A 23,583-nucleotide genomic window follows, 5' to 3' on the forward strand; every position below is an offset into this window, starting at 1 on the left:
ATTTAAAGGAACACTCTGATGGCACAGACATCACATGCCCCGCACCTCGCCTTTCTCAGCGCCGAGGCCCACCTCGCGCCGCTGCCGGCCTTCGCGGTATTTGCGGCGGTGATTCTGACCAAATGGAGCACCCGTCACCGTACCCGCCGTGCGCTCGCCCGGCTCGAACCGCACCTGCTGCGCGATATCGGTCTGGACTCCCTGGCCGCACGGCACGAGGCCAGCCGCATGTTCTGGCAAGGCTGATCCCTGACTTGCCAGACCTCTTGCCTGGGCGCGGTTCTGCCGCGCCCCTTTTTGTTGTCGCCCTGTCGGCCCTGCCTGCTTCGCTCGGGCAAATCTCGCCCCCCAACCCGGCCGACCTCCGGTTTCATCTGCCCCTGAAGGGCGCCGACAAGGCCCCAAATTGCGCGGCTCAGCCCACGGGCGGCAACGAATAGGTCAGCGAGGCACGCGCGACAGGCTCGGATGCGCCTTCGGAAAACAGCAGCACGTCACAGACCGACAGCACCCGCCCCAACTTGAGCACCCGGCACTGCGCCAGCACATCGCGCCCCGCCGCAGGCTTGCGCATGAAATCTATGGAACAGTTGGTGGTCACCGCCAGCGCCTCCCGACCGATCCGCGCCATGGTGGCAACATAGGCCGCCACGTCCGCCAGCGCGAACATCGACGGCCCCGAGACCGTCCCACCGGGCCGCAGATGCTCTTCCTTCACCAACAGGCGCATTACCAGCAGGTCCTCGTCGAGCCGATCAATTCCGAACATTCCCCGGACCTGCGGAAACACCGAGTCCAGAAATGGCCCCATCTCTTCTGCTGTCACTTTCAGCGCCATGCTTGTCCTCCCCTGACCTGCCCGCCTAAGCTGCCGCCAAGCGCGAAGGAGGACAAGATGACAATCGTAACCCGCACCGATACCGGCGCCGTCCGGCATCTGCAACTGAACGCGCCTGAACGGCTGAACGCCCTGTCGGACGCCATGCTCGCGGCACTTCAGGCAGAATGCGAGGCCCTGATGGACGACCGCAGCATCCGCGTCGTGATCCTGTCCGGCACGGGCAAGGCGTTCTGCGCCGGTCATGACCTCAAGGAAATGACCGCCGGGCGGCAGGCACCGGACGGCGGCGCGGCCTACTTCAAAGACCTTTTCGACCGCTGCGCCACCTTCATGCAGACCCTGCCCCGCCTGCCGCAACCAGTGATCGCCCAGGTTCATGGCACGGCCACCGCCGCCGGCTGCCAGCTTGTGGCCTCCTGCGACCTCGCGGTCGCGGCGCAGGGCTCCCGGTTCGGAGTGAACGGCGTGAACATCGGGTTGTTCTGCTCGACCCCCATGGTGGCGTTGTCGCGCAACATCCCGACCAAACACGCCTTCGAGATGCTGACCACCGGCGCCTTCATTGATGCCGACCGCGCCGCCGAGCTTGGTCTGGTGAACCGCGTGGTGCCCCCCGGCGATCTCGGGGCCGCAACACGTGCGCTCGCCGAGACCATCGCCGCCAAGCTGGGGTCGGCCGTCACTGTCGGCAAGCAGGCCTTCTACCAACAGTTGCAGATGCCGCTGGACCGCGCCTATGCCCATACCGGGGATGTCATGGTGCGCAACATGCTCGACCGCGACACCACCGAAGGCATCGCCGCCTTTCTCGCCAAGCGCGATCCGGACTGGCCCCAGAACTAGGGCGCCCGGTCCGGTCACGGCATTCGCCGTCATGGCGCAGCAACCCCCGTGACAAACGGTGCCAATGCGCCTAAATGGCCCACATGACACAAGAGCTACACATCGTCGGCGGCGGAATGGCCGGATCCGAAGCCGCCTGGCAGGCCGCAAGCCGTGGCATCCGGGTGGTACTGCATGAAATGCGCCCCAAGGTGAAGACCTTTGCGCACAAGACTGAAAACCTTGGAGAAATGGTCTGCTCCAACTCGTTCCGCTCGGACGATTCCGAACAGAATGCCGTCGGCCTGCTGCATTGGGAAATGCGCGCCGCCCAGGGGCTGATCATCTCGACCGCGTACCAGCACCGCCTGCCCGCCGGCGGCGCCCTGGCCGTCGACCGCGACGCCTTTGCCGCCAGCATCACCGACCGGCTGAAGGCACACCCCAACATCCGGATTTCCCACGAGGAAATTTCGGAACTGCCTGGGGATGGCCAGTGGATCATCGCCACCGGTCCGCTGACCTCCGAAGGACTGGGTCGCGCCATCCAGGCCGAAACCGGCTCCGAGGCACTGGCTTTCTTCGACGCCATCGCGCCGATCCTCTATGCCGACAGCATCGACATGTCCAAGGCCTGGATGCAGTCGCGCTATGACAAGGGCGAAACCGAAGAGGAACAGCGCGCCTATCTCAATTGCCCAATGGACAAAGAGACTTACGAGGCGTTCATCGACGCGCTTCTGGCCGCCGACAAGACCGAATTCCACGAAGGTGAAACCGCCGGGTACTTTGACGGCTGCCTGCCGATCGAGGTGATGGCCGAACGAGGCCGCGAAACGCTGCGGCACGGCCCGATGAAACCGGTCGGTCTGACCAATCCGCATCAGCCCGAAGTCAAGGCACATGCGGTGGTGCAACTGCGCCGCGACAATGCCCTGGGCACCCTGTTCAACATCGTCGGCTTCCAGACCAAGATGAAATACGGCGCCCAGAAGGACGTGCTGCGGATGATCCCCGGGCTGGAAAACGCCCAGTTCGCGCGCCTCGGCGGCATCCACCGCAACACGTTTCTGAACTCACCCATCCTGCTCGACGATCAGATGCGGCTGAAATCCCGGCCGAATATCCGCTTTGCAGGCCAGATCACCGGTGTTGAGGGCTATGTCGAATCCGCAGCCATGGGCCTTCTCGCCGGTCGGCTTGCGACTGCCGAAATTCTTGGCCAGGACCTGCCGCAGGTGCCGCAGGACAGCGCGCATGGCGCCCTGGTGCACCACATCACCGGCGGCGCCGAGGCCAAGACCTTTCAGCCGATGAATGTGAATTTCGGTCTGTTCCGCCCGCTCGACGGGGTCAAGGGCGGACGCCGCGGGCGTGTGACCCGCTACAAAGCCTACACTGACCGCGCCAAGGCTGCCTGGTCGGCCTGGCTCGAGGCACAGACGCTGGACGCCAGCGTCGCGGAATGATTTACTGCTCGCATGGCAGATACATTTCTGGACAAGGTCTACGGCGCCACACCGCCGGAAAACGTGTGCGAGCTTTACGATGCCTGGGCCCCCAGTTACGACGCTGAGGTGACGGAAAATGGATATGCCACCCCGGCCCGCGCCGCAAAGGCGCTGGCACAGCATCTGGCCAGCCGCGACGTTCCGATTCTCGATTACGGCTGTGGCACCGGGCTGTGCGGTGTGGCACTGCAGACTGTGGGCTTCAAGGTGATCGACGGCTGCGACATTTCCACACAAATGCTTGCCCGCGCTACGGACAAGGCGGTTTATCGCACGCTCGACCGTGTCGATTTCGATGCACCGCCCGACATCGCCCCCGGCACATATGCTGCGATCACCGCAATCGGCGTCATGGGCGCCGGTGCGGCGCCCATCAGCCTGCTGGACGGGCTGATGTCCAAACTCGCCAAAGGCGGAAAACTGGTGTTCTCCCAGAACGACCTGGCCCGCAAGCGACGCGGCAGCATGGCGCGGATCCACGAACATCTCGACACCGGAAGCGCCACCCTGCTGCATGCCAAAGTCGGCCCACACCTTCCGGGAATCAACCTGAAGTCCACAATTTACATCCTTGAAAAGAATTGATTTTCACCACACGCTTTGCGCCATCCCCGACCGGCCCCCTGCATCTGGGCCATGCCTATTCGGCTTTGCTTGCACATGACATGGCCCGTGCCCGGAACGGATGCTTCCTGCTGCGGATCGAAGATATCGACCGCGCCCGCAGCAAACCGCACTGGGAACAGCAGATTTATGACGACCTGGCATGGCTCGGGATTGGCTGGGACGCGCCGCCGCTGCGCCAATCCGACCGCCAGGACACCTACCAGGCCGCCCTGGACACACTCTGGGGCCGCGGCCTGCTCTATCCCTGCAGCTGCACCCGCCGCGACATCACCGAGGCCGCCAGCGCGCCACAGGAGGGCAGCCTGCCACCGGTCGGCCCGGACGGGCTGATCTATCCCGGCACCTGCCGCACCCGCCCCAGACCGGCTCGGCGCCCCGGCGACGCGGCACTTCGGCTTGATCTCACCGCGGCGCTGCGGGACGCCACCCTCGCCGGCGCCAGCCTGCTTTCATTTCAGGAAACCGGATCCGGACCGCAAGGCAGGACCGGAGATATCTCGTTCGAGGCTGGCGCGTTGCGGCACAGTGTCGGCGATGTCGTACTGGCCCGACGCGACATGGGCACGTCCTACCATCTCTCGGTCGTGCTCGACGATGCCGACCAGAGGATCAACCATGTCGTGCGCGGCGCCGACCTGTTCGAGGCCACCCAGATACATGTGCTGCTGCAGCGACTCCTGGCGCTGCCCACCCCCTGCTATCACCATCACCGGCTGATCCGCGACGACACTGGCAAGCGCCTTGCCAAACGCGACGACGCGCGCGCACTGGCCAAGTACCGCGCCGACGGTCTCGGCCCCCGGGACATCCGCGCCATGGTCGGGCTCTGATCCCGTCCCCCGGTTTCTTCTCTTCAAAAATACTCGGATTCGGCCGCCATGACCCGCGCCGCCCTCAGGCGAGCGGCGCCATCAGTTCCACCTCGGACCGATCCCGCACCGCGGTGAAGAAACAGCTGCGCCGGTTGGTGTGGCAGGCCGGTCCGGTCTGCCGCACGATCACCAGCAGGCAATCCCGGTCGCAATCAATGCGCAGGTCGACCAGCTCCTGAACATGGCCAGAGGACTCGCCCTTGACCCAGAACGAGGACCGCGACCGCGACCAGTAGGTGACGCGCCCCGACTCGATGGTCCGGGCCAGCGACTCGGCGTTCATCCAGGCCATCATCAGCACCTCGCCGCTGGCCTCATCCTGGGCAATGGCGGGTATCAGGCCACGGGCATCATAGACCAAAGTCGAAGGATCGAAGGACATGGGAAAAAACCTTTTTGCATCCGCTCAGTTGGTGCCTATTTATGGGTCAGACAGCCAAAGGAAAAGCCATGTCCGGCGAAAGCGACCTGATCAAGCTCTACTCGACGCGCATTCTTGCGCTTGCGGCGGATATTCCCAATACCACCCGGCTCGACTCTCCCGATGCAACCGTCAAGAAGCGCTCGCCCCTGTGTGGCTCGACGGTGACCGTGGACCTGAACATGCGGGACGGACAGGTCAGCGCCTTTGGTCAGGACGTCAAAGCCTGTGCGCTGGGACAGGCCGCTGCGTCGGTCGTGGGGGCTGCGATCATCGGCTGCACGGCGGATCAGATCGTGGCGGCGCGTGATTCACTGCGTGCGATGTTGAAATCCGGCGGCCCTGCCCCGGTCGCGCCTTTTGACGGTCTCGAGGTGTTGCGCCCGGCGGTCGATTACAAGAACCGTCACGCGTCGATCATGCTGACGCTCGAAGCATCAGTCGAAGCGGTGGAAAAGGCCCGCTCGGCCCACTGCGCCTGAGGCCGCGCCACCGTCCCGCGCCACCGTCCCGTTTCCAATCATCCGATTTAACCAGATCGTAACCATCTACCCGCTTATCTGGAAACAGAGGCAGGCGGACGTGCGAAAAAAAGCCGCCGCACTTCGGGGACGAAGGCGGCGGCAAGGAACGTGAACCGTGGGAATCCAGGTCCGCTCTGGCTGGGGTAAGGCGACCCCCTAGGACGGGACAGGCAGTGTCAGTCGCAGCGCATCAGATTTGGGACAGGATGCGAGAGCGCCCGGCACAGTTCACGCAGGCAGAAAACGACGTCAGTAAAATCCGGGAAGATGCAGCCCGGTGACCAGCATCACAATCAGGCTTATCGCGCCAATGGCATCTGTCAGCAGCGTATCCCGCGAGCGTTGCGCCGCCGTCTTGATCTGATCGAACATGGTGTCACCTCTGTCTGAGCATCTCTCTGTTGCCCCTTTGTTCTCACACTCTTTACGTTGTGTAAAGAACTTTATGGGAACACACGCGAACAAAGCGGCACTCACCGCGGAATGTTTCAGCCGACAGAGATCAGCCTGATCGCCTCGTCCTGCCGCATCAACCACAGCAGAACCCGCGCCGCCTGCCCTCTCGGGCCCGCCAGATCCGGGTCTTCGCTCAGCAGCGCCCGGGCGTCAGACTGGGCGACGGCCATCAGATCGGACTGGTGTTCCATATCGCCGACGCGAAAACGCGGCAGACCCGACTGGGCTGTGCCGATCAGATCACCGGAACCGCGCATTTCCAGATCCACCTCGGAAATGCGGAACCCGTCCTCGGTTTCCCGCAGCGTTGTCAGACGCTTCATCCCTGTCTCCGCCAGCGGCGGCTGATACAGCAGCAGGCAGGTCGACGCCTGCGCGCCGCGCCCGACGCGTCCCCGCAACTGGTGCAACTGGGCCAGTCCAAAGCTCTCGGCCTGTTCGATCACCATGATCGTGGCGTTGGGCACGTTCACCCCGACTTCGATCACTGTCGTCGCGACCAGTACCGAGGTCTTCCCGGCCACGAAGGCAGCCATGGCCGCATCCTTTTCCGACGGCGGCAACTGGCCGTGTACCAGCCCGACGACGCCGTCGCCCAAGGCCGCCCGCAGTGACTGGAACCTTTGCTCTGCCGCCATCAGCGGCACCGATTCACTTTCCTCTACCAGCGGGCAGACCCAGTATGCCTGCCGCCCCTCCGAGATCGCGCGGCGCAGATGGCTCACCACCTCGTCAAGGCGTTCGACCGACACCAGCGCGGTTTGGATCGGTTTGCGTCCCGGGGGCTTTTCGTCCAGCACCGAGACCTCCATATCGCCGTACTGCGCCAGCGCGAGACTGCGAGGAATCGGGGTGGCCGTCATCACCAGCACGTCCGCTGCCGCGCCCTTGCGCCCTAGTTCCATGCGCTGGCGCACGCCAAAACGATGCTGTTCATCGACAATGGCGATGCGAAGATCCTGGAACAACACGTCTTTCTGGAACACCGCATGGGTGCCAACCAGAATCTGGATGTCGCCGCGTTCCAGGGCGGCCAGTTTGGCCTGCCGCTCGCCGCCCTTGTCACGCCCGGTCAGCAGCTCAAGAACCACGCCCGCCGCCTCCGCCAGGGGCTGCAAGCCTTCGAGGTGCTGACGGGCGAGAATTTCGGTCGGGGCCATCATCACGCCCTGGCCACCGGCTTCGACGGCCACCAGCAGCGCCATAAAGGCCACCAGCGTCTTGCCAGAGCCGACGTCCCCCTGCAACAGACGGTTCATCCGCTCGGGACGGGCCATATCGGCTGCGATCTCATCCATCGCTCGCATCTGCGCGCCGGTCGGCTGATAGGGAAGCGATTTCAACACCTTGTTACGCAGATGACCCGACCCCTGCGAGACAAGCCCGGCGGCGCGGCGGCGGTGCGCCCGGGCCAGCGCCAACGTGAGCTGGTGCGCCATGAATTCATCGTAGGCCAGCCGCATGCGGGCGGGCGCACCCGCAACCAGATCGGCCATAGACTCCGGCGCATGGGCCTGCCGCAACGCATCGCGCCAACCGGGCCAGCCCACTTTGGCCTTTTGCCCGGGGCTGATCCACTCGGCCAGGTCCGGCAGCCGGTCGAGCACATCCGCAACGGCCTTTGTCATCGCCTTGAGCGTGAGGCCGGCTGTCAGCGGGTAAACCGGCTCGAATCTCGGCAGGCTATCGGCTGCTTCCCGCTTCAGGACATGGTCGGGATGCACCATTTGCGCCATCCCATCAAACAGCTCGACCCGCCCCGACACGATGCGGCGCTGTCCAACCGGCAGGAGTTTGGTCAGATAATCGCCGCGGGCATGGAAATAGACCAGCTGAAATCCGGTTTCGCTGTCCTGAACGTCGATCCGATACGCGCCGCCTTTGGCCCGGGACGGGCGGTGCTGGCCGATTTCGACCTCGACCGTCACCACGCCGGGCAACACCGCGTCCTTCAGCGACATGCGCAGCGCCCGGTCTATGCCGGAATGCGGCAATGTGTAGGCCAGGTCGCGCGGCGCCGAGATATCGAGCTGCCCCAGAAGCTGTACGCTCTTGGGCCCGATTCCCGCGAGCTTGGTCAGATCTCCGAACAGCGGAAACAGAACCTCGGGGCGGCTGCTCATATCCGGCCGATCAGCGTCAGCCAGTCGTCTTCATTGAGGATCTCGATCCCCAGTTCCGCCGCCTTCTTTTCCTTCGACCCGGCCCCGGGCCCCGCGACCAGGATGTCCGTCTTGGCCGAGACCGAGCCCGACACCTTGGCGCCAAGCGACTCGGCCCGCGCCTTGGCTTCGGCCCGGGTCATGCGTTCCAGCGTTCCGGTAAAGACCACCGTCTTGCCCGCGACCGGGCTGCCCTCTGTCCTGGGGCGTTCGGCCTCCTGCACGTCGAGATACGCCACCAATCTGTCGATCGATGCCCGCTCTCTGTCCTGGGCAAAACTGGCGACGAGCGACTGTGCCATCACTTTTCCCACGCCATCAATCGCCAGAAGGTCACCATATGCCGGATCCTCGGGGTCAGCGGCGGCGCGCATCGCGGCTTCAAAAGCCTGCCAGGAACCGTAGTGCCGGGCCAGCAACGTCGAAGCCTGCTCGCCCACATGACGCAGACCCAGCGCAAAAATCAGTCGACGCAGCGCGATCGACCGGCGTTCCTCAATGGCGGCAAACAGATTCTGCGCGGATTTCTCGCCCCATCCTTCCCGGTTCTTCAGTTGCTGCAAGCCGGTGCCGTACCGGCTCTGCAATTCGAATATGTCCGCAGGCTCGCGGACCCATCCGTCCTGATAGAACTGTTCGACCTGCTTGGCGCCCAGCCCCTCGATGTCAAAGGCCGCACGGCTGACAAAATGTTTGAGCTTTTCCACCGCCTGCGCCGGGCAGATCAGGCCGCCGGAACAGCGGCGCACCGCATCGCCCTCTTCGCGGATCGCATCGCTGCCGCACTCGGGACACTTTGTGGGAAAACTGTAGGGCTCAGAGGTCTCAGGTCGTCTTTCCAGATCCACATCGGCAATCTTCGGGATGACATCGCCGGCGCGGTAGACCTGCACCCAGTCGCCAACTCGAATGTCGCGTCCTTCGCGGATTGGCGCACCGGTGGAATCCTTGCCTGCGATGTAGTCTTCGTTGTGCAGCGTTGCATTGCTGACCACGACCCCCCCGACCGTCACCGGCGCGAGACGCGCAACCGGACTCAGGGCGCCGGTCCGCCCGACCTGGATGTCGATCGCGTCCAGCCGGGTCCAGGCGAGTTCGGCGGGAAACTTGTGCGCCAGGGCCCAACGCGGTGTGGTCGAGCGGAACCCCAGCCGCGCCTGCAGCGCCAGATCGTTCACCTTGTACACCACCCCGTCGATGTCATAGCCCAGCGTCGCGCGCTGCGCTTCGATCCGCGCGTAATGCTCCAGTATTTCCGCAGTGCCGTCGCAAAGCCGGGTCAGGGGGTTGGTCTGGAACCCGAGATCGCCAAGCCGGAAAATCGCCGCCATCTGGGTTTCGCCAAGCGGTTCCGACAGGGCTCCCCAGGCATAGGCAAAAAATCTCAGGGGGCGTGACTGGGTGATTTCAGCATCCAGTTGACGCAGGCTCCCGGCTGCGGCGTTGCGGGGGTTGGCAAATGTCTTCTGACCCTTCTCGGCCTGGCGCGCGTTCAGCGCGGCAAAGTCCGCATGGCTCATATAGACTTCACCCCGCACCTCAAGCAGGCGTGGAGCGTCTTTCAGAGTTTCAGGTATGTCCGCCACGGTGCGGGCATTGGCAGTGACGTTTTCGCCGACCGCTCCGTCGCCCCGGGTCGCCGCCTGGACCAGCCTGCCGTTTTCGTATCGCAGGCTCAGCGACAGTCCGTCGATTTTCGGTTCTGCGGTATAGCTCAAGCCGGTGTCCGGCTCCATCCCCAGGTAGCGTTTGACCCGGGTATCGAACTCGACAATTTCTGCAGCGTCAAAGGCATTTCCCAGCGACAGCATCCGGACTTCGTGTGCGACCTTTGAGAACCCTTCGGACACGGCCGCGCCGATCTGATCACTTGCACTGTCCCGGCGTTTGAGCTGCGGAAACCGGGCCTCGATCAAGCTGTTGCGGTGTTTCAGAGCATCGTATTCTGCATCCGACAGCGTGGGCGCATCTTCTGTATGATAGGCCTTGTTCGCCTGCCCGAGTGTTTGGGCAAGCCACGCAAGTTCTTCGCGCGCTTCTGCCTCGTCCAGCTTGTCCACAGCAATTCTCGCCACCGGCCTGAGCCCTCTGAAAGTCGTTTTACCGGCTCAGTGATAGGCGGCGGGTCGGCGCAGGTCCAGAGGTGCTCTCGTCCGATCTGTGTGGTGGTCAGGCGCCGATGGCCAGCGGTGGCACACGGTCCTTTGCGCTTTCGGGATCGCGCAGGACATAGCCGCGCCCCCAGACCGTTTCGATGTAGCTCTCTTCTCCGGTGGCCTCGGAAAGCTTCTTGCGCAATTTGCAGATGAAAACGTCGATGATCTTGAGTTCCGGTTCGTCCATCCCGCCATAGAGATGGTTCAGGAACATCTCCTTTGTCAGGGTGGTGCCCTTGCGCAGACTGAGAAGCTCCAGCATCTGGTATTCCTTGCCGGTCAGATGCACCGAGGCACCGCCGACATCCACAGTCTTGGCATCGAGATTCACCGAAATCTTTCCGGTATTTATGATGGATTGCGAATGGCCTTTGGACCGCCGTATTATCGCGTGGATCCGTGCGATCAATTCATCTCGGTGGAATGGCTTGGTCAGATAGTCATCGGCGCCAAAGCCGAAACCCTTGATCTTGTTATCGGTATCGTCCGCGCCGGACAGGATGAGTATTGGCGTTTCAATACGCGCCAGCCGCAGTTGCCGCAGAACTTCGTGGCCGTTTATATCGGGCAGATTCAGATCAAGCAAAATCAAATCGTAGTCATAGAGTTTGGCCAGATCGATGCCTTCTTCCCCAAGATCGGTGGCGTAGACATTCAGATTGGCGTGTGTCAGCATCAATTCGATGCTTTTTGAAGTCGTCGGGTCGTCTTCAACCAGCAGCACTCGCATAAGCTGTCTCCGTTCTTGAAATTGAGTACAATTCCGAAACTGCAGAAAATAGGTTAACGCTTGATTACTATATCATGACGGGAACTATTGGCCGCTTCAAGATAAATCTCAACTCAAGGTTGTCGGTATTTTTGCACAGCCGTGGCTTTGAGCGCTTCTTCACCATATGTGGCCACAGCACGCATCCATTCCTGCAATTCATCGTCACTCAACCGGTAACGGACAAGCGCCTGGTCCCGGGTCAGCAGGCCGTACAGAACCGCACGCACGACAGTTGCCTTTCGGGACGCGACCCATCGCCTGGTGTCCGGCGGGGGCAAATCGGCGCGGGTCATGACGGTTCCGTCCGGCAAGGTCACGGCCCTGGGACCGTCTATTTTCTTCAGGTACATCGCTCGTTCCAATCATCGCTCGCTCCATCTGAGCGAAACCCGTTTAATGGCGCGTGAAACGGCCCCTTGAGAATGTCTCGGATTTTCTTATATTGCCCGCGATCATCAGGAGAATGTCATGCCCCTCGACGCGCCCAGGCTTAATTCGCTTGGCTTGCCAAAACCGGTTTCCGAGACCCGTGTTGTCGTCGCCATGTCCGGAGGCGTCGACAGTTCCGTCGTGGCCGCGCAGCTTGCCGAAGAGGGCTATGATGTCGTCGGCGTGACGCTGCAGCTTTACGATCACGGCGCTGCCTTGGCCAAAAAAGGCGCCTGCTGCGCCGGGCTAGATATTCACGATGCCCGCCGGGTCGCCGAGACCATGGGCTTTCCGCACTATGTCCTTGATTACGAGAACATCTTCAAGGATGCGGTGATCGACGAGTTTGCCGAAAGCTATCTGGCCGGGGCAACCCCCGTGCCGTGCATCCGCTGCAACGAGCGCGTGAAATTCAAGGATCTGCTGCAGACCGCCAGGGATCTGGATGCCGACTGCATGGCGACGGGTCACTACATTCAGCGCAAGATGGGGGTGGCGGGGCCCGAACTGCACAGCGCAGCCGATGCCAACCGCGACCAGAGCTATTTCCTGTTCTCGACCACTCCCGAGCAGCTTGACTACCTGCGGTTTCCGCTCGGTCACCTCGCGTCCAAGGCGGAAACCCGCGCCCTTGCGGCGAAATACGGGCTCAGCGTCGCGGACAAGCCGGACAGCCAGGACATCTGCTTTGTGCCGAACGGCAACTATGCCAGCGTGATCGAAAAGCTGCGCCCCGGCGCGGCGGAACCGGGTGAGATCGTCGATGTGGACGGCACTGTTCTGGGCAGGCACAACGGCGTCATCCATTATACCGTGGGTCAGCGCCGCGGGCTCGGCATCGGCGGTCTGGTCGACCCGCTGTATGTGGTCAAGCTGGACGTGGATGCAAAACGGGTGATCGTGGGGCCGAAGGAGCTGCTCTCGACACGGGTTGTGCCGGTGCGTGAAATCAACTGGCTGGGCGACGAGCCGTTCGACAGCCGGTCAGAGTGGGCCATATCGGTCAAGGTCCGCTCGACCCGCCCGCCGCGCGACGCCATTGTGCGCCCGCTGTCGGCCACCGAGGCCGAGGTCGAATTGATCACGCCCGAAGAGGGGGTGTCTCCCGGTCAGGCCTGTGTTTTCTACGACCCGGACAGCACGCGCATCCTGGGGGGTGGCTGGATCTGGCGCGGACATTAGACCGACCCGGACCATCGCGGCGCTCCGCAGGCCGCCTCTGCACTGCCCGTCCGCCCGAGGACAATTGCCACCCGGAGGATCAAGGGTGTCTTGGCCTGTACCATGCCTCACTGAAGCGGCGGTACAGGCGGAGATGCCGATGATCGCCCGCGGATCTACCCCCTGTCTGTTGGCCATCTGGCGACCGCACCGGAAGGTTTCTCCGGTTAATAATATCCCGGGGAGCGCGCGGCGTCGGCCCCTCGCTCCCGCAGAACGGATCTTTCGGCCCCGTGGCGCTCAGACCCGCTTCAGAGCCAGCACCGCATTCAGCCCGCCAAAGGCAAAGGCATTGGACAGCGCATAATCGACACGGGCGTCCCGGGCTTCGTTGGGGACAACATCCAGAGCGCACTCCGGGTCCGGTTCCTCATAACCGATGGTCGGCGCGACGATCCCGTCGCGCAGCGCCATGATACAGGCCAGAAGCTCGACCGCGCCGGTCCCGCCGATCAGGTGGCCGTGCATGGATTTGGTCGAGGAGATCATCAGCTTGTCGGCATGGGTGCCGAAGACATCCGCCACCGCCGCGCATTCGGTCTTGTCGTTGGCTGCCGTGCCGGTACCGTGGGCGTTGATGTAGCCGACCTTGTCACGTGCCACCCCCGCGTCCGCCAGGGCGCCCGCGATGGCCCGCGCCGCGCCCTGTTTCGAGGGCATGACGATATCCGCCGCATCCGACGTCATCGCATAGCCGACAACTTCCGCGAGGATCTCGGCGCCGCGCGCGCGGGCATGTTCGTAGTCCTCAAAGACAAACACCCCCGCGCCTTCACCCTGCACCATGCCGTTCCGGTTGGCACTGAACGGGCGGCAGGCATCCCGGCTCATCACCCGCAGGCCTTCCCAGGCCTTGACCCCGCCAAAGCACAACATCGATTCCGATCCACCGGTCACCATTGCCCGTGCCATGCCCGAGCGGACCATGGCAAAGGCCTGCGCCATCGCGTGATTGGACGAGGCGCAGGCGGTTGAGACGGTAAAGCTCGGACCCTTGAGGTTGTACTGCATCGAGACATGGCTTGCCGCGGCATTGTTCATCAGCTTTGGCACCACAAAGGGATGCACCCGGTTCTTGCCGTCCTCGTAGACCGAGCGGTAATTGTCGTCCCAGGTACTGACCCCGCCCCCGGCGGTGCCCAGCACCACGCCGGTGGTCGCCGCCAGTTCGCCTCCGAAGACCAGACCGGACTGGGTGATCGCCTCCTGCGCCGCCATCAGGGTGAACTGGGTGAACCGGTCATACAGGGTCAGCTGCTGGCGGTTGAAGATCGCCTCGGGCTCGAATCCCTTGACCTGGCCGCCGATCTTGATCGCGAGGCGGTCGACATCGCGGAATTCGAGTTCGGCGATACCGCAGCGGCCTTCGCGCATCGCCTCCAACGTCTCCGGCACGGACTTCCCCAGCGCGTTGATCGTGCCGGCACCCGTGATGACAACGCGGTTCACGAAACCTTCTCGTCCACAAGCTTTCTGATGCCGGCGACGATTGTCGCGACCGAAGTTATGTCAAAGTCGCTTTCCGACGGATTGTTGGCATTGAACGGAATGGTGATGTCAAAGGCTTCTTCTATGGCGAAAATGCTTTCCACCAGCCCGAGACTGTCGACACCCAGGCTTTCGAGGGTGCTGTCCATCTGCACATCCTGCGGATCCAGCATCGCCTGTTCGGCGATGATTTCGCGTACTTTGGTTTCAACGTCCATGGCCCAGATCCCTTCGCTGCGCACCGTTGTGCGCTGATTTAAGTGCTCTCATCCGACTTGGGAACCGCTTTTTGCGAGCGGCCCAACTCGCGCAGCAGCCGCGGCAGGCGCCGCAGCGCCTTGTAGCTCTCTATATGTGTCTCCATCTTGACAGCCGGATAGCCCAGCATCACCCGGCCCGCCGGAACGCTGGACAGCACCTTCGTGCCGCCACCCGTAATCACGTTGTCGCCGATGCGAAGGTTGTCGCTGACGCCGGTCTGCCCGCCCAGAACCACGTTGTTGCCAATCACCGTAGACCCAGCGATTCCCACCTGGGAACAGATCAGACAGTCGCGACCGATGACCACATTGTGGCCGACCTGCACCAGATTGTCGAACTTGCAGCCATCCCCCACAGTCGTGTCGCGCACGCTGCCCCGGTCGATGCAGGAGTTTGCCCCAAGTTCCACGTCGTCGCCGATGCGCACCGCGCCAAGGGAGTGGATCCGCGCCCAGGACTGCGCGCTCTCGGTTCCCGCTTCGCCCAGCGAATCCCGGGCACGTTCGACGCCGGAGACCTCGGGCGTCACGAAGGAAAAGCCATCGGCTCCGATCACTGCTCCGGGCTGGGCGATGAAGCGCGCACCGATACGGACCCGGGCCCCGATGCGCACACCGGCGTGCAGCAGTGCCGCCTCGCCCAGGACCGCGTCGCAACCGATGTGACACTGTGGACCGATCACCGAATGCGCGCCGATTTGCGCACCCGCAGCGATAAAGGAGAACGGGCCAACCGAGACATCCCTGTCCAGCACTGCGTCGGGATCGATGACGGCTGTCGGGTGTATGCCCGCGGCATACCCCTGCCCCGGGTCCATGAGGACCGAGAGCCCCGCCATGGCAAAGCGGGGCCGGGGCGACAGGATGGCGGCATTCAGGCCGTAACCGCGCCAGTCGGCCCCGGCCCACAGCATGGCGACGCGGGCCCGACCCTGCCCGAGCGCCTGTGCATATTCGGGGCGCATCGCCAGCGCCAGCTGGTCAGGGCGCGCCAGGGCCGGCTCTGACACCCCGGTGACCACCAGATCGGTATCGCCCTCGGCCGCCAGGCCAAGCGCAGTGGCGATGTCTTTGATCCTGTGCTGCATGACCGTCTCCCGGAAGCGTCCGGGCTGGTTCTAGCTGCCCTGTGACGGCAGGGCTACCCCCGCGTTGCTGAGTGCCGACCAGATCCGCGCGTCGCGGCCATAAATGTCGTTGCGATAGCTGGTCCTGCCTTTGGCCGATGTAAAGGCCGTCCGGTAGACCAGGTGCACCGGTACCGGCGTCTCGAGGTTGATCCGGGACTCGGCCCCCGAGCGCAGCCGCGACTGAAACAGCCCCTGGGGATCGTTGGTCTGAACCGCCAACAGCGCATATGCAAAATCCTGCGGATCGTTCAGGCGGATGCAGCCGTGGCTGTAGGCGCGCACCTCTCTGTCGAAGAGATTCTTTGACGGCGTGTCGTGCAGGTAGATGTTGTATTTGTTGGGAAACATGAACTTCACCTGACCCAGCGCATTGCGCGGACCGGGTGGCTGGCGCATCGAAAACGGAAAGCTCGACGCGGTATACTGGCTGAAACCCTGGCCGCGGTTCACCCGGCGCCCCCGGCTGTCGGTGATCTCGAGATGGCTGACAGAGCCCGCATTCGAGCGCAGCAGCGGCAGGTACTCGTTGACCACGATCGAGCGCGGGACGTACCAGCTCGGGTTGACGACCATGTGCTCCATCACATCCGAGAATTCCGGGGTCTCGCGGTCCGGGCCGGTGGCACCGATGACCGACCGGGTTTCAAAGGTGACCTTGCCGTCATCGATGATCTTGGCGGTGAAATCGGTCAAATTCACCAGCACGTGCCGTTTGCCAAGCCCTTCCGGCAGGTTCATCCAGCGTTCCCGCTCCATCGCGACCAGAACCGACTGCAGCCGCTCCTCGACACCGACGTTGAGCGCACCAAGCGTGTCCGCGCCGACGATGCCGTCAGACAGCAGTCCGTGATCGCTCTGGAACGACATGACCGCGTCACGCACTTCGGAGTCATAGGTGGAAGCGGCGCTGTGCGCCATGTAGCCCATCGCTATCAGCCGATTGCGCAGCGACACCACGTCCGGGCCGCTTTGCCCCGGCTCCAGCTTTGTGGTCTTGACTACCGGACCCCAGCCTCCTTGCAGGAGCTTGCGTTCCAGGGTGAGCTTTTCCTTCACCAGCCGGGAATATTCCTGCGACTTGGGCGCAAGGGCACGGATGACGGCGCGCGGATCACCGGTGGTCAGAGCCGTCAGCGTCGCCGCCGGATCCCGCAGCGGCACTTCACGCTTGATCGCCGAGACCACCTTGGCGGGGGTCAGAATCCCGGTCTGGATGTCGTGTGCATAGGCCATGAACGCACGGCTCAGGGCCACTTCGACCGCACCGCGATCGCGGGAGGACTGCGCCGACCGCATCATCGATACCAGACCGTCCGCGTCATAGCGCGATGCCGGCAGACCGTGCACCTCTGCCATCGCCAAAGCTTCAAGCAGCGCTTCGCGTCGCGCGAGGTGATCTGCGCCCGGGCCGGTCCAGATGGGTTCGAAATTGCGCGTCCGGTAGAATGCGGCGATGCCGTCGCTCTGCGACGCCTGCTCGGCCACAGCCTGTTTGAAAGCCGTGACCTGCGCCTGCCCGGCTTGCGGCAGGGCGGTGGCCAGCGCTGCCAGCAGCAGGCTCACGTTCAGCGTACGTCGGGCGTGGGATGACAGGTTCAACGACATAATCTCGACTCCGATGCAGAACGCGCGTCTTTTATTGTTTTCTCAGAGTGGCTTGATCACTGTCCATTCACAAAAGACGTGATCTGCGAACCTCTCCTGCTCTGATGCCAAACTGCACCGCTGTCGGAAAAGTTCCCTTTGCGATTGCGCCACACTGCGCCCGCTTTAAGCAAAATCCCGCCGAAAACGCTTGAATATCCAGAAAGTCGGCATTTTCGGGTTACGAAAATTTCACCATTGTGGCATACAACTCCTGCATCTGGGGATGAGATGGCAGGGTCCGCGCAACGTCGCGGGCACACAGGTACAGGACACGGGACAGGCTCTTTACCATGACGAATGCAAGCGCGAGCGTAATCTCGCGGCGCGGCCTTCTGGGCGCGTTCGCGGCTACAATGATCACGGCAGCACCGAACTTTGCCAACGCCGCAGGCTTTCTGCGCGGCGGCGGCGACATCCGACGAGTCCGAATGTATTCCGGCCGCACCGGTGAGCGCCTCGACATGATATACTGGGTCGAAGGCCAGTACATTGCCGACGCGGTCAAGGAGATCACCTACTTCATGCGCGACTGGCGCAACGATCAGGTCAAGGGGATTGACCTGCGCACGGTCGATATCATGGCCGCAGCCCACAACATGATGGACGTCAGTGAGCCCTACATGCTCATTTCCGGCTATCGCAGCCCGGCAACAAATGCCTTGCTGCGCTCCCGCTCGTCGGGTGTGGCCAAGAATTCGCGCCATCTGCGCGGTGAAGCCGCCGATCTCCGTCTTTCCTCGCGTTCCGTCAGCCAGATGGCACGCGCCGCAGCAGCATGCCAGGCAGGCGGGGTTGGACGCTACAGCGGATCCAACTTTGTGCACATGGACTGCGGACCGGTGCGCTCCTGGGGCAGCTGACCGTCCGAGAAACCTCATTATGTTCAATCGCAAAGGCGCCGGAAGGCGCCTTTTGCCGTTTCAGCCGGGACAATCCGAATCCGGGACAGGCCGAATCCGGGGCAAACCGAATATTGCATTGAGCGATCCGGGGCAGATCGGTGGTACAGGTAATTCCTGCTGCTCGCCGACAAAACGCCCGATCAGACCGATGGTTCCGTCGGAACCCAATCTTTTTCTGTGCCCCATGAAGGGGTGTGATTTTACAGGAAAAGTGGCGCGGTTGACGGGGCTCGAACCCGCGACCCCCGGCGTGACAGGCCGGTACTCTAACCAACTGAGCTACAACCGCGCATCGCAACGGAAGGATCAAGGGCAGTGGTGGCGCGGTTGACGGGGCTCGAACCCGCGACCCCCGGCGTGACAGGCCGGTACTCTAACCAACTGAGCTACAACCGCTCACTGCCGCATGGTCTCCCAAGCGTGAGGGGGGTAATAGGCGGAGCGCCCTGCCCCGTCAAGCAAGGAATTGCAGAAAAATCACAACCGGGCGTACTGGCGCCGGGGGGCCTTGGCGGGGGCCATTTTCCTGCCCTCAGCGATCCGGCAATGGAATGAATTCCGCATCATCTCCCGGCGGCAAATGGAACCGTCCATTGGCCCAGTCCTGCCGCCTCCAGGCCTCCTTTGCCTCTTCGATGCGCTCTTGCGAGGACGCGACAAAGTTCCACCAGATGTACCGCGGACCCTCCAGCGTTTCACCGCCCAACAGCATCACCCGCGCCCCGGCCTCGGCGGCGGTCAAGCTGATCTGGTCACCGGGACGGAAAACCATCATGCGACCGGCCTCGTAACGCACACCTGCGATGATCACTGCGCCCTCAACGACATAGACGCCGCGGTCTTCGTGGTCATCCGGCATCGGCAGCCCTGCCCCGGCCTCCAGCTGGGCGTCGGCGTAGAACATTTCCGAAGCGGTCTTGACCGGCGCACGTTCGCCATAGGCAGTGCCGAGAATGAGCCGCACCGTCTTGCCTTCGCCCTCCAGCAGCGGCAACGCATCACGCCCGGCATGAATGAATTCCGCGCCGCGATCCTCGTGGTCCTTGGGCAGGGCAACCCAGGTCTGGATCCCGAAAAATGGCATCGCGTCGGTCTGCGTCGCGTCGTCCGTGCGTTCGGAATGGGTGATGCCGCTGCCCGCCACCATCCAGTTCACCGCACCCGGCTCGATCCAGGCGTCCGTGCCGAGCGAATCGCGGTGGTGCATGCGGCCGCGATAGAGATAGCTGATCGTGGCCAGACCGATATGCGGGTGCGGCCGGACATCCAGCCCGCGTGTCGGCAGGAACTCGGCCGGGCCCATCTGGTCAAAGAATATGAACGGCCCGACCATTTGCCGCTTTGGCGCGGGCAAGGCGCGACGGACCTCAAAGCCGCCCAGGTCGCGGGCTCGGGGCACGATCACTGTTTCGATTGCGTCAACCTCGTCTCCGGTGGGGCAATGCGGGTCCAGGGCGGGATTCCAACTCATGGCATTTCTCGCTTTACTGTTGGGTGTGGCGAAAAACGTAGGAGCATGAAGGTCACGGGTAAAGCCGCACGCCGCGCAAGGCCGCTGTGCGCATTTGCAGAGGCGTCTGGAGACCAGGGAATCTGCCTCGGCCGGCCGCGCACAGGTTTACGCAGCGTCACCCAAGTTTCAATCTCGCAAACCTCTGAATTCCGGTCCATATCTCAAAGCTGGCGCTATTAGGCGTCACTCAACTGACCAAATTCCGGCACGCTTTCCAGTCATGCAGCCATTTTATCAAACTCTCTCTCTGCGCGCGCTGCTCGGGGATCGGTTCGAACTGAGCCTGCAATCTCTCATCGCGCTGCTGATGACGCCCAAGTCGGCGATTTTTTTCACCCTCGCCCTGAGCGTTCTGATGACCGCAGACGCGCCCGGCGTGTCGGTCTCACTGGACACCTGGATGCTGGCGATTGTCTGGCCAGTCGCTGCAGCCACCTATCTGTTCAGCTACCTTGCGATATTCTGGCTGGTCGCCCTGGTTCAGCTCCGGATCCCGAAAATCACCTGGCCCCTGCCTGTGGCCGCCATCCTGGCAGTTCTGCCTGCGGCGGCCGCGGCAGAAGGGGTGACCTGGCTGCTAATGAGAGGTCAGTTCCAGTCCGACATCTGGACCCATTCATTTTACTTTGCGCCCACGATTCTGGCTTTTGATACCGTATTCTACGGATTTGTCGTGCCCGTCCTGCAGTCGGCTTCTCCCCCTGCCGACACCGGAGGTACGCCCTCCGAGACTGTCGCGACTGAGGAGACAGCCCGGCATTTGCAGATCGGACAGCACAGCGTGGACATCGCAAAGGTCCGGTACATCCAGGCGCGCCAGCACCATGTCCACGTGACCCTGAACGGCACGACCCTGTCACAACGGGCCCGGCTAAGTGACATTGTCGCACAGACCCGTGCCGCAGATGGCGTCCAGCCGCACCGGTCCTGGTGGGTCGCCCGGTCCGAGGCAAAGGGCATCGCGCGGAACGAAAACCGGCATGTGCTGACGCTGGCCGACAACACGCAGATCCCCATTGCCCGCACCCGCCTGGACTCCGTGGAAAAGTGGCTGGATGCACACCTGTCCGAGCAGCGGGACAGTGAAGCGGGCTGATCCGCCGATTGCCCCGCCGCCGCACAGGATCGGCCGCAGTGCGGGCCTCTGTTGCGCGAACGTCAGGCTCCTTCCGCCTTCTCTGCCCGAGTTGTGAAGTGAGATCGTTGCTCCTGGCTGTGGGGCCAGCTGTCAGCGATCTCAATGGTCCGCATGTCTGGTTGCAGTGACGAGACCTGCTGAAAGGCGAACAGCGCCAAAAGGATGGCAAGGGCGATTTCAACCCAGATCCGGGTTTCACCCGTCAGAAAACGCTTTGTGCTCATGTCGATTCATTTCCGTCGGCAAGGTCGGATTGCCGCACTTCGTGCCGGATGCGCGCTGCGTGCAAGTCACATCAGCGCGGGCCCCCGGCCATCGGCGTCATCGCGCGTTTTTCCGGGTCCGGGTCGGCAGAAAGCATCCACCGGCACGCAGGCTGTGCGCAACGCGACCTGTGGGGCTTGTGTGACGCCGGGACAAACCACCATCAGGGCTCAGGCCGTCAGGTTGCGCGCCCCTTGACCAGGCACGCACCTGTCAACGCGATGCACGGCGCGTTCCATACGGTTTCGTGTCATGAAAGATCCGGATCGCGATTGACCCGGAGTGCAAATTGGGCTTGGCTTGCAGAGTGTCCGTCCACAGGGCTCCCGCAAGCAGAAGTACTGTTCCGATGGCCTCAGATTCCAGTCTTCAAAAGACTGTTCTAGTTCTTGATGATGACGTGATCATTGCCATGGATGTGGCGCTGATGGTCGAAGAGGCGGGCGGCGTTGTGATCGGACCGTTCCACAGGTCCGCCGAAGCGCTGGCCAGCCTGGAAAAAAACCGTCCCGATCTTGCAATCATCGACTTCAACCTGGGCAATCACACCAGTGAACGTCTGGCAGAAGTGCTGAACGAACGGGGCATCCCGCTGATATTCCTGACCGGCCACTCTGACAAGTCGCTCGAGCAACTGGCACCGAAACAACGGATCTTCGAGAAGCCTATCCTGCCCGAGGCAATTGCTGTCATCATGGATCTGATCTGAGCTCGGGCCCTTCCCGCCCGTTTACCGAAGCCGCGCAAAGGGCCGCGACACACCTGACGACCGGCAGTGTGGCACGCTGGCAGGGAACAGGTGGGCCCATGCGGAAAACCGCCAGGCTGCACCGGGCGTTAGCCTTTCAGACAACCCTCGGTCCAGGCGTCCCCCACCGCAGCGCCAAGCTGTTCGTCCGGAAGCGTGTAGACCCAATCAACCACCACGGAAACAATGGTGGCGAATTTTTGCGTCTCGCCGTTCAGGCCGGCCTGAATCTGCTGCAGGGCCGCCTCGCTCTCAGCGCCGGCGCTGCGGGCGTCAACCACCTGCATCACCAGACCTGCCTGCAAGGCACACTCTTTCGCGCCCAGAGCCAGCGCGCTTTCCGCGGTAAAGGTGGCAGCGACAAGCGCGGCCAGCATCGTGAATTTCATTGGTAGAGTTCCGCCTGTATCATACTGGCCCCAGAATAGGACCCAAACCTGACCCTGTCATCTGGCCACAGGCGCGCGCCACGATGACAATTCCGTGTTTGGCCGAGACCGCCGGGCTGTTGATCTGTCCGCCGACATGCACCGCTCCCGAACCCGACTGGCCTAAGCCCGGCGGCTCCTGAACCGTCACTGCAATCGAATCGCACCACCGTGGTCTCCTGCCTCTGAGCTTTCGGGATGGTCTCCGCGCGCCCCGGACAGGGTCCAGCACCGCAGGATGACTGCGCGAAGATGTACCTTGTGGCTGTCGAGGGGAACATACAGACCGCGTCCCTGGCAGCGACGCTTGCTCAAAGCCCTGAATTTGCTGGCCTCAAGGCATGCCTGCCCAGAGCCAACTGCGCTGCAGAGTCACGAAGACGCTGCAAGTCAGCCACATTTTCGCCATGCCCCGGGGCTATTTTTGCATTCAACACGTTTTTTCCGAATGGAATGGAAAGCACCATGAGCCGCCTTCTGTCCGCTCTCGCCATTGTCCTGTCCCTGGCGGCGGCACCCTCTTCACATGCTGCTGTCGTCAGCATCGACCTGATCGGTGGCCCGATTGATGACATTGGCAAAAACATCAGCCTGGCATCCGTCGGCGGCCTCACCGGTTTCCGCACGGGTGAAACCGTGCTCACGCGACTGGTCTTTGATGACAGCGTTGTCGATTCCAGCGCCAGAACCGGCGAGGGCACCTTTTCGACCTCTGCCCTGTTCAGCTTCATAGGTCAGACCTCGGGCACGAACCTGACATTTTCGCAGTCGCTTCTGGTGACCTCCCGCGACAACCGCGTGGAGTTCAACACCGGCTCGGCGTCGCTGCTTCAGCCTTTCAGCCTGAAGTCCGGGATCAAACTCGACGTCGGAGCAGGCTTTTTCTCCAACCCGGACAACCTCGCATCCGTGGTGTCGGACCTGACCAGAAAGACGTTCGCCGACAGTTCCGGCGGTCATGTGCAGTTGCAGTTCTTCAACCCGGTGTCCGGCAAGAGCGAAAATGCCATTCGCTACGGCGACACGTTTACCTCGGCCAGGCTGACCCTGGCGTCTGTGACCCCGATAAGCACCGTACCGTTGCCGCAGTCGTTGCTTTTTGCATTGCTGGGACTGGCGGCGTTGTTGATGCCGCGCCTTGAAACCCTGCGCACCCGGATGTCCCAGAAATTCCGCCGGGTCCGCGTGGCAACGGCCTGAGCTTCGAACGTCAGAAGACACCCCCGTGTCAATGTCCCGGCAAGGCGCGCC

25 protein-coding genes and 2 tRNA genes are annotated in these 23,583 nt (G+C 62.8%); 11 read left to right on the forward strand and 16 right to left on the reverse strand.

Annotation, left to right across the window (positions count from 1 at the left end):
* Positions 1 to 18: 18 nt before the first annotated feature.
* The gene (locus tag FOY53_RS02790) at positions 19 to 246 is read left to right on the forward strand and encodes a DUF1127 domain-containing protein (protein WP_146585505.1); all 228 of its coding nucleotides are present in this window, start codon (positions 19 to 21) and stop codon (positions 244 to 246) included.
* Positions 247 to 415: 169 nt separating this feature from the next.
* Here the strand turns inward: FOY53_RS02790 and FOY53_RS02795 are convergent, their stop codons facing one another.
* Complete coding sequence (locus tag FOY53_RS02795) at positions 416 to 838, reverse strand: PaaI family thioesterase (protein ID WP_146585507.1); 423 nt, start codon at positions 836 to 838, stop codon at positions 416 to 418.
* A 57-nt stretch (positions 839 to 895) separates the two neighbouring features.
* On the opposite strand from FOY53_RS02795, the gene FOY53_RS02800 reads away from it, so the two are divergent.
* From FOY53_RS02800 to gluQRS, 4 genes are all read left to right on the forward strand, one after another.
* Positions 896 to 1,684, forward strand: coding sequence for an enoyl-CoA hydratase (locus FOY53_RS02800; RefSeq protein WP_146585508.1), 789 nt, complete (start codon positions 896 to 898; stop codon positions 1,682 to 1,684).
* Between the two features lie 83 nt (positions 1,685 to 1,767).
* Positions 1,768 to 3,132 (forward strand): methylenetetrahydrofolate--tRNA-(uracil(54)-C(5))-methyltransferase (FADH(2)-oxidizing) TrmFO, encoded by a 1,365-nt coding sequence (gene trmFO, locus FOY53_RS02805; protein ID WP_146585511.1) that lies wholly within the window; start codon positions 1,768 to 1,770, stop codon positions 3,130 to 3,132.
* A 12-nt stretch (positions 3,133 to 3,144) separates the two neighbouring features.
* Positions 3,145 to 3,759, forward strand: coding sequence for a class I SAM-dependent DNA methyltransferase (locus FOY53_RS02810; RefSeq protein WP_146585513.1), 615 nt, complete (start codon positions 3,145 to 3,147; stop codon positions 3,757 to 3,759).
* Entirely contained in the window at positions 3,756 to 4,631 is an 876-nt protein-coding gene (gluQRS, locus tag FOY53_RS02815) for a tRNA glutamyl-Q(34) synthetase GluQRS (RefSeq protein WP_146585515.1), read from the forward strand. Before FOY53_RS02810 ends, gluQRS begins: the two co-directional genes overlap by 4 nt.
* Positions 4,632 to 4,695: 64 nt before the next feature.
* On the opposite strand, the gene hisI is transcribed toward gluQRS, so the two are convergent.
* A complete protein-coding gene (hisI, locus tag FOY53_RS02820) occupies positions 4,696 to 5,055 on the reverse strand; it encodes a phosphoribosyl-AMP cyclohydrolase (RefSeq protein ID WP_146585517.1) in 360 nt (119 codons plus the stop codon).
* 68 nt (positions 5,056 to 5,123) lie between these two features.
* Here hisI and FOY53_RS02825 point away from each other — a divergent pair, with 68 nt between their 5' ends.
* Positions 5,124 to 5,576, forward strand: coding sequence for an iron-sulfur cluster assembly scaffold protein (locus tag FOY53_RS02825; RefSeq protein WP_146585519.1), 453 nt, complete (start codon positions 5,124 to 5,126; stop codon positions 5,574 to 5,576).
* A gap of 291 nt (positions 5,577 to 5,867) precedes the next feature.
* On the opposite strand, the gene FOY53_RS23935 is transcribed toward FOY53_RS02825, so the two are convergent.
* From FOY53_RS23935 to sciP, 5 genes are all read right to left on the reverse strand, one after another.
* On the reverse strand, positions 5,868 to 5,990 hold the full coding sequence (locus FOY53_RS23935) for a hypothetical protein (protein ID WP_281289544.1): 123 nt from the start codon (positions 5,988 to 5,990) through the stop codon (positions 5,868 to 5,870).
* A gap of 116 nt (positions 5,991 to 6,106) precedes the next feature.
* Positions 6,107 to 8,197, reverse strand: a complete 2,091-nt coding sequence (recG, locus tag FOY53_RS02830) for an ATP-dependent DNA helicase RecG (RefSeq protein WP_146585522.1) — start codon at positions 8,195 to 8,197, stop codon at positions 6,107 to 6,109.
* Entirely contained in the window at positions 8,194 to 10,311 is a 2,118-nt protein-coding gene (ligA, locus tag FOY53_RS02835; protein WP_146585524.1) for an NAD-dependent DNA ligase LigA, read from the reverse strand. Before ligA ends, recG begins: the two co-directional genes overlap by 4 nt.
* Positions 10,312 to 10,405: 94 nt before the next feature.
* Complete coding sequence (ctrA, locus tag FOY53_RS02840; RefSeq protein WP_146585526.1) at positions 10,406 to 11,122, reverse strand: response regulator transcription factor CtrA; 717 nt, start codon at positions 11,120 to 11,122, stop codon at positions 10,406 to 10,408.
* A 113-nt stretch (positions 11,123 to 11,235) separates the two neighbouring features.
* Positions 11,236 to 11,514: a CtrA inhibitor SciP gene (sciP, locus tag FOY53_RS02845; RefSeq protein ID WP_146585528.1), complete on the reverse strand. Its 279-nt coding sequence runs from the start codon at positions 11,512 to 11,514 to the stop codon at positions 11,236 to 11,238.
* 118 nt (positions 11,515 to 11,632) lie between these two features.
* On the opposite strand from sciP, the gene mnmA reads away from it, so the two are divergent.
* The gene (mnmA, locus tag FOY53_RS02850; RefSeq protein ID WP_146585530.1) at positions 11,633 to 12,775 is read left to right on the forward strand and encodes a tRNA 2-thiouridine(34) synthase MnmA; all 1,143 of its coding nucleotides are present in this window, start codon (positions 11,633 to 11,635) and stop codon (positions 12,773 to 12,775) included.
* Between the two features lie 279 nt (positions 12,776 to 13,054).
* On the opposite strand, the gene FOY53_RS02855 is transcribed toward mnmA, so the two are convergent.
* From FOY53_RS02855 to FOY53_RS02870, 4 genes are read right to left on the reverse strand one after another with little or no spacing between them, the layout of a single operon-like run.
* Complete coding sequence (locus tag FOY53_RS02855) at positions 13,055 to 14,263, reverse strand: beta-ketoacyl-[acyl-carrier-protein] synthase family protein (protein ID WP_146585532.1); 1,209 nt, start codon at positions 14,261 to 14,263, stop codon at positions 13,055 to 13,057.
* Positions 14,260 to 14,520 (reverse strand): acyl carrier protein, encoded by a 261-nt coding sequence (locus FOY53_RS02860; RefSeq protein ID WP_146585535.1) that lies wholly within the window; start codon positions 14,518 to 14,520, stop codon positions 14,260 to 14,262. Before FOY53_RS02860 ends, FOY53_RS02855 begins: the two co-directional genes overlap by 4 nt.
* Before the next feature lie 38 nt (positions 14,521 to 14,558).
* Positions 14,559 to 15,650, reverse strand: a complete 1,092-nt coding sequence (gene lpxD / locus FOY53_RS02865) for a UDP-3-O-(3-hydroxymyristoyl)glucosamine N-acyltransferase (RefSeq protein WP_146585537.1) — start codon at positions 15,648 to 15,650, stop codon at positions 14,559 to 14,561.
* 30 nt (positions 15,651 to 15,680) lie between these two features.
* Entirely contained in the window at positions 15,681 to 17,297 is a 1,617-nt protein-coding gene (locus FOY53_RS02870; RefSeq protein WP_146585539.1) for a L,D-transpeptidase family protein, read from the reverse strand.
* A gap of 332 nt (positions 17,298 to 17,629) precedes the next feature.
* Here FOY53_RS02870 and mepK point away from each other — a divergent pair, with 332 nt between their 5' ends.
* A complete protein-coding gene (mepK, locus tag FOY53_RS02875) occupies positions 17,630 to 18,199 on the forward strand; it encodes a peptidoglycan L,D-endopeptidase MepK (RefSeq protein ID WP_146585541.1) in 570 nt (189 codons plus the stop codon).
* A 254-nt stretch (positions 18,200 to 18,453) separates the two neighbouring features.
* On the opposite strand, the gene FOY53_RS02880 is transcribed toward mepK, so the two are convergent.
* The 3 genes from FOY53_RS02880 to FOY53_RS02890 all read right to left on the reverse strand — a co-directional run bounded on the left by FOY53_RS02880 (position 18,454) and on the right by FOY53_RS02890 (position 19,712).
* Positions 18,454 to 18,530, reverse strand: a tRNA-Asp gene (locus tag FOY53_RS02880).
* A gap of 30 nt (positions 18,531 to 18,560) precedes the next feature.
* A tRNA-Asp gene (locus FOY53_RS02885) sits at positions 18,561 to 18,637 on the reverse strand.
* Positions 18,638 to 18,773: 136 nt separating this feature from the next.
* On the reverse strand, positions 18,774 to 19,712 hold the full coding sequence (locus tag FOY53_RS02890; RefSeq protein WP_146585543.1) for a pirin family protein: 939 nt from the start codon (positions 19,710 to 19,712) through the stop codon (positions 18,774 to 18,776).
* Between the two features lie 262 nt (positions 19,713 to 19,974).
* On the opposite strand from FOY53_RS02890, the gene FOY53_RS02895 reads away from it, so the two are divergent.
* Positions 19,975 to 20,850: a LytTR family DNA-binding domain-containing protein gene (locus tag FOY53_RS02895; RefSeq protein WP_146585545.1), complete on the forward strand. Its 876-nt coding sequence runs from the start codon at positions 19,975 to 19,977 to the stop codon at positions 20,848 to 20,850.
* 62 nt (positions 20,851 to 20,912) lie between these two features.
* Here FOY53_RS02895 and FOY53_RS02900 read toward each other — a convergent pair whose 3' ends face one another.
* Positions 20,913 to 21,116 carry a hypothetical protein gene (locus FOY53_RS02900; RefSeq protein WP_146585547.1) on the reverse strand — a complete coding sequence of 68 codons (204 nt, stop codon included), beginning with the start codon at positions 21,114 to 21,116 and terminating at the stop codon, positions 20,913 to 20,915.
* 389 nt (positions 21,117 to 21,505) lie between these two features.
* Between FOY53_RS02900 and FOY53_RS02905 the strand changes: the two genes are divergently transcribed.
* Positions 21,506 to 21,865 carry a response regulator gene (locus tag FOY53_RS02905; protein WP_146585549.1) on the forward strand — a complete coding sequence of 120 codons (360 nt, stop codon included), beginning with the start codon at positions 21,506 to 21,508 and terminating at the stop codon, positions 21,863 to 21,865.
* 128 nt (positions 21,866 to 21,993) lie between these two features.
* Here the strand turns inward: FOY53_RS02905 and FOY53_RS02910 are convergent, their stop codons facing one another.
* On the reverse strand, positions 21,994 to 22,293 hold the full coding sequence (locus FOY53_RS02910; protein WP_146585551.1) for a hypothetical protein: 300 nt from the start codon (positions 22,291 to 22,293) through the stop codon (positions 21,994 to 21,996).
* A gap of 504 nt (positions 22,294 to 22,797) precedes the next feature.
* Here FOY53_RS02910 and FOY53_RS02915 point away from each other — a divergent pair.
* Positions 22,798 to 23,532, forward strand: a complete 735-nt coding sequence (locus tag FOY53_RS02915; RefSeq protein WP_146585553.1) for a hypothetical protein — start codon at positions 22,798 to 22,800, stop codon at positions 23,530 to 23,532.
* Positions 23,533 to 23,583: the final 51 nt, after the last annotated feature.

This window comes from Puniceibacterium confluentis (genome assembly GCF_007923445.1).
In the GTDB taxonomy this organism is placed as follows: Bacteria; Pseudomonadota; Alphaproteobacteria; order Rhodobacterales; family Rhodobacteraceae; genus Puniceibacterium; species Puniceibacterium confluentis.

What these genes read in the sequence shown, in the direction of transcription:
- ctrA (WP_146585526.1), bottom strand. Translation starts at nt 11,122, where the DNA reads ATGCGAGTGCTGCTGGTTGAAGACGACCCGACGACTTCAAAAAGCATC.
- mepK (WP_146585541.1), top strand. Translation starts at nt 17,630, where the DNA reads ATGACGAATGCAAGCGCGAGCGTAATCTCGCGGCGCGGCCTTCTGGGC.
- lpxD (WP_146585537.1), bottom strand. Translation starts at nt 15,650, where the DNA reads ATGCAGCACAGGATCAAAGACATCGCCACTGCGCTTGGCCTGGCGGCC.
- FOY53_RS02790 (WP_146585505.1), top strand. Translation starts at nt 19, where the DNA reads ATGGCACAGACATCACATGCCCCGCACCTCGCCTTTCTCAGCGCCGAG.
- trmFO (WP_146585511.1), top strand. Translation starts at nt 1,768, where the DNA reads ATGACACAAGAGCTACACATCGTCGGCGGCGGAATGGCCGGATCCGAA.
- FOY53_RS02870 (WP_146585539.1), bottom strand. Translation starts at nt 17,297, where the DNA reads ATGTCGTTGAACCTGTCATCCCACGCCCGACGTACGCTGAACGTGAGC.
- FOY53_RS02825 (WP_146585519.1), top strand. Translation starts at nt 5,124, where the DNA reads ATGTCCGGCGAAAGCGACCTGATCAAGCTCTACTCGACGCGCATTCTT.
- FOY53_RS02795 (WP_146585507.1), bottom strand. Translation starts at nt 838, where the DNA reads ATGGCGCTGAAAGTGACAGCAGAAGAGATGGGGCCATTTCTGGACTCG.
- FOY53_RS02860 (WP_146585535.1), bottom strand. Translation starts at nt 14,520, where the DNA reads ATGGACGTTGAAACCAAAGTACGCGAAATCATCGCCGAACAGGCGATG.
- FOY53_RS02800 (WP_146585508.1), top strand. Translation starts at nt 896, where the DNA reads ATGACAATCGTAACCCGCACCGATACCGGCGCCGTCCGGCATCTGCAA.
- FOY53_RS02810 (WP_146585513.1), top strand. Translation starts at nt 3,145, where the DNA reads ATGGCAGATACATTTCTGGACAAGGTCTACGGCGCCACACCGCCGGAA.
- FOY53_RS02890 (WP_146585543.1), bottom strand. Translation starts at nt 19,712, where the DNA reads ATGAGTTGGAATCCCGCCCTGGACCCGCATTGCCCCACCGGAGACGAG.
- FOY53_RS02900 (WP_146585547.1), bottom strand. Translation starts at nt 21,116, where the DNA reads ATGAGCACAAAGCGTTTTCTGACGGGTGAAACCCGGATCTGGGTTGAA.
- FOY53_RS02895 (WP_146585545.1), top strand. Translation starts at nt 19,975, where the DNA reads ATGCAGCCATTTTATCAAACTCTCTCTCTGCGCGCGCTGCTCGGGGAT.
- FOY53_RS02915 (WP_146585553.1), top strand. Translation starts at nt 22,798, where the DNA reads ATGAGCCGCCTTCTGTCCGCTCTCGCCATTGTCCTGTCCCTGGCGGCG.
- recG (WP_146585522.1), bottom strand. Translation starts at nt 8,197, where the DNA reads ATGAGCAGCCGCCCCGAGGTTCTGTTTCCGCTGTTCGGAGATCTGACC.
- FOY53_RS23935 (WP_281289544.1), bottom strand. Translation starts at nt 5,990, where the DNA reads ATGTTCGATCAGATCAAGACGGCGGCGCAACGCTCGCGGGATACGCTG.
- hisI (WP_146585517.1), bottom strand. Translation starts at nt 5,055, where the DNA reads ATGTCCTTCGATCCTTCGACTTTGGTCTATGATGCCCGTGGCCTGATA.
- sciP (WP_146585528.1), bottom strand. Translation starts at nt 11,514, where the DNA reads ATGTACCTGAAGAAAATAGACGGTCCCAGGGCCGTGACCTTGCCGGAC.
- FOY53_RS02910 (WP_146585551.1), bottom strand. Translation starts at nt 22,293, where the DNA reads ATGAAATTCACGATGCTGGCCGCGCTTGTCGCTGCCACCTTTACCGCG.
- FOY53_RS02905 (WP_146585549.1), top strand. Translation starts at nt 21,506, where the DNA reads ATGGCCTCAGATTCCAGTCTTCAAAAGACTGTTCTAGTTCTTGATGAT.
- mnmA (WP_146585530.1), top strand. Translation starts at nt 11,633, where the DNA reads ATGCCCCTCGACGCGCCCAGGCTTAATTCGCTTGGCTTGCCAAAACCG.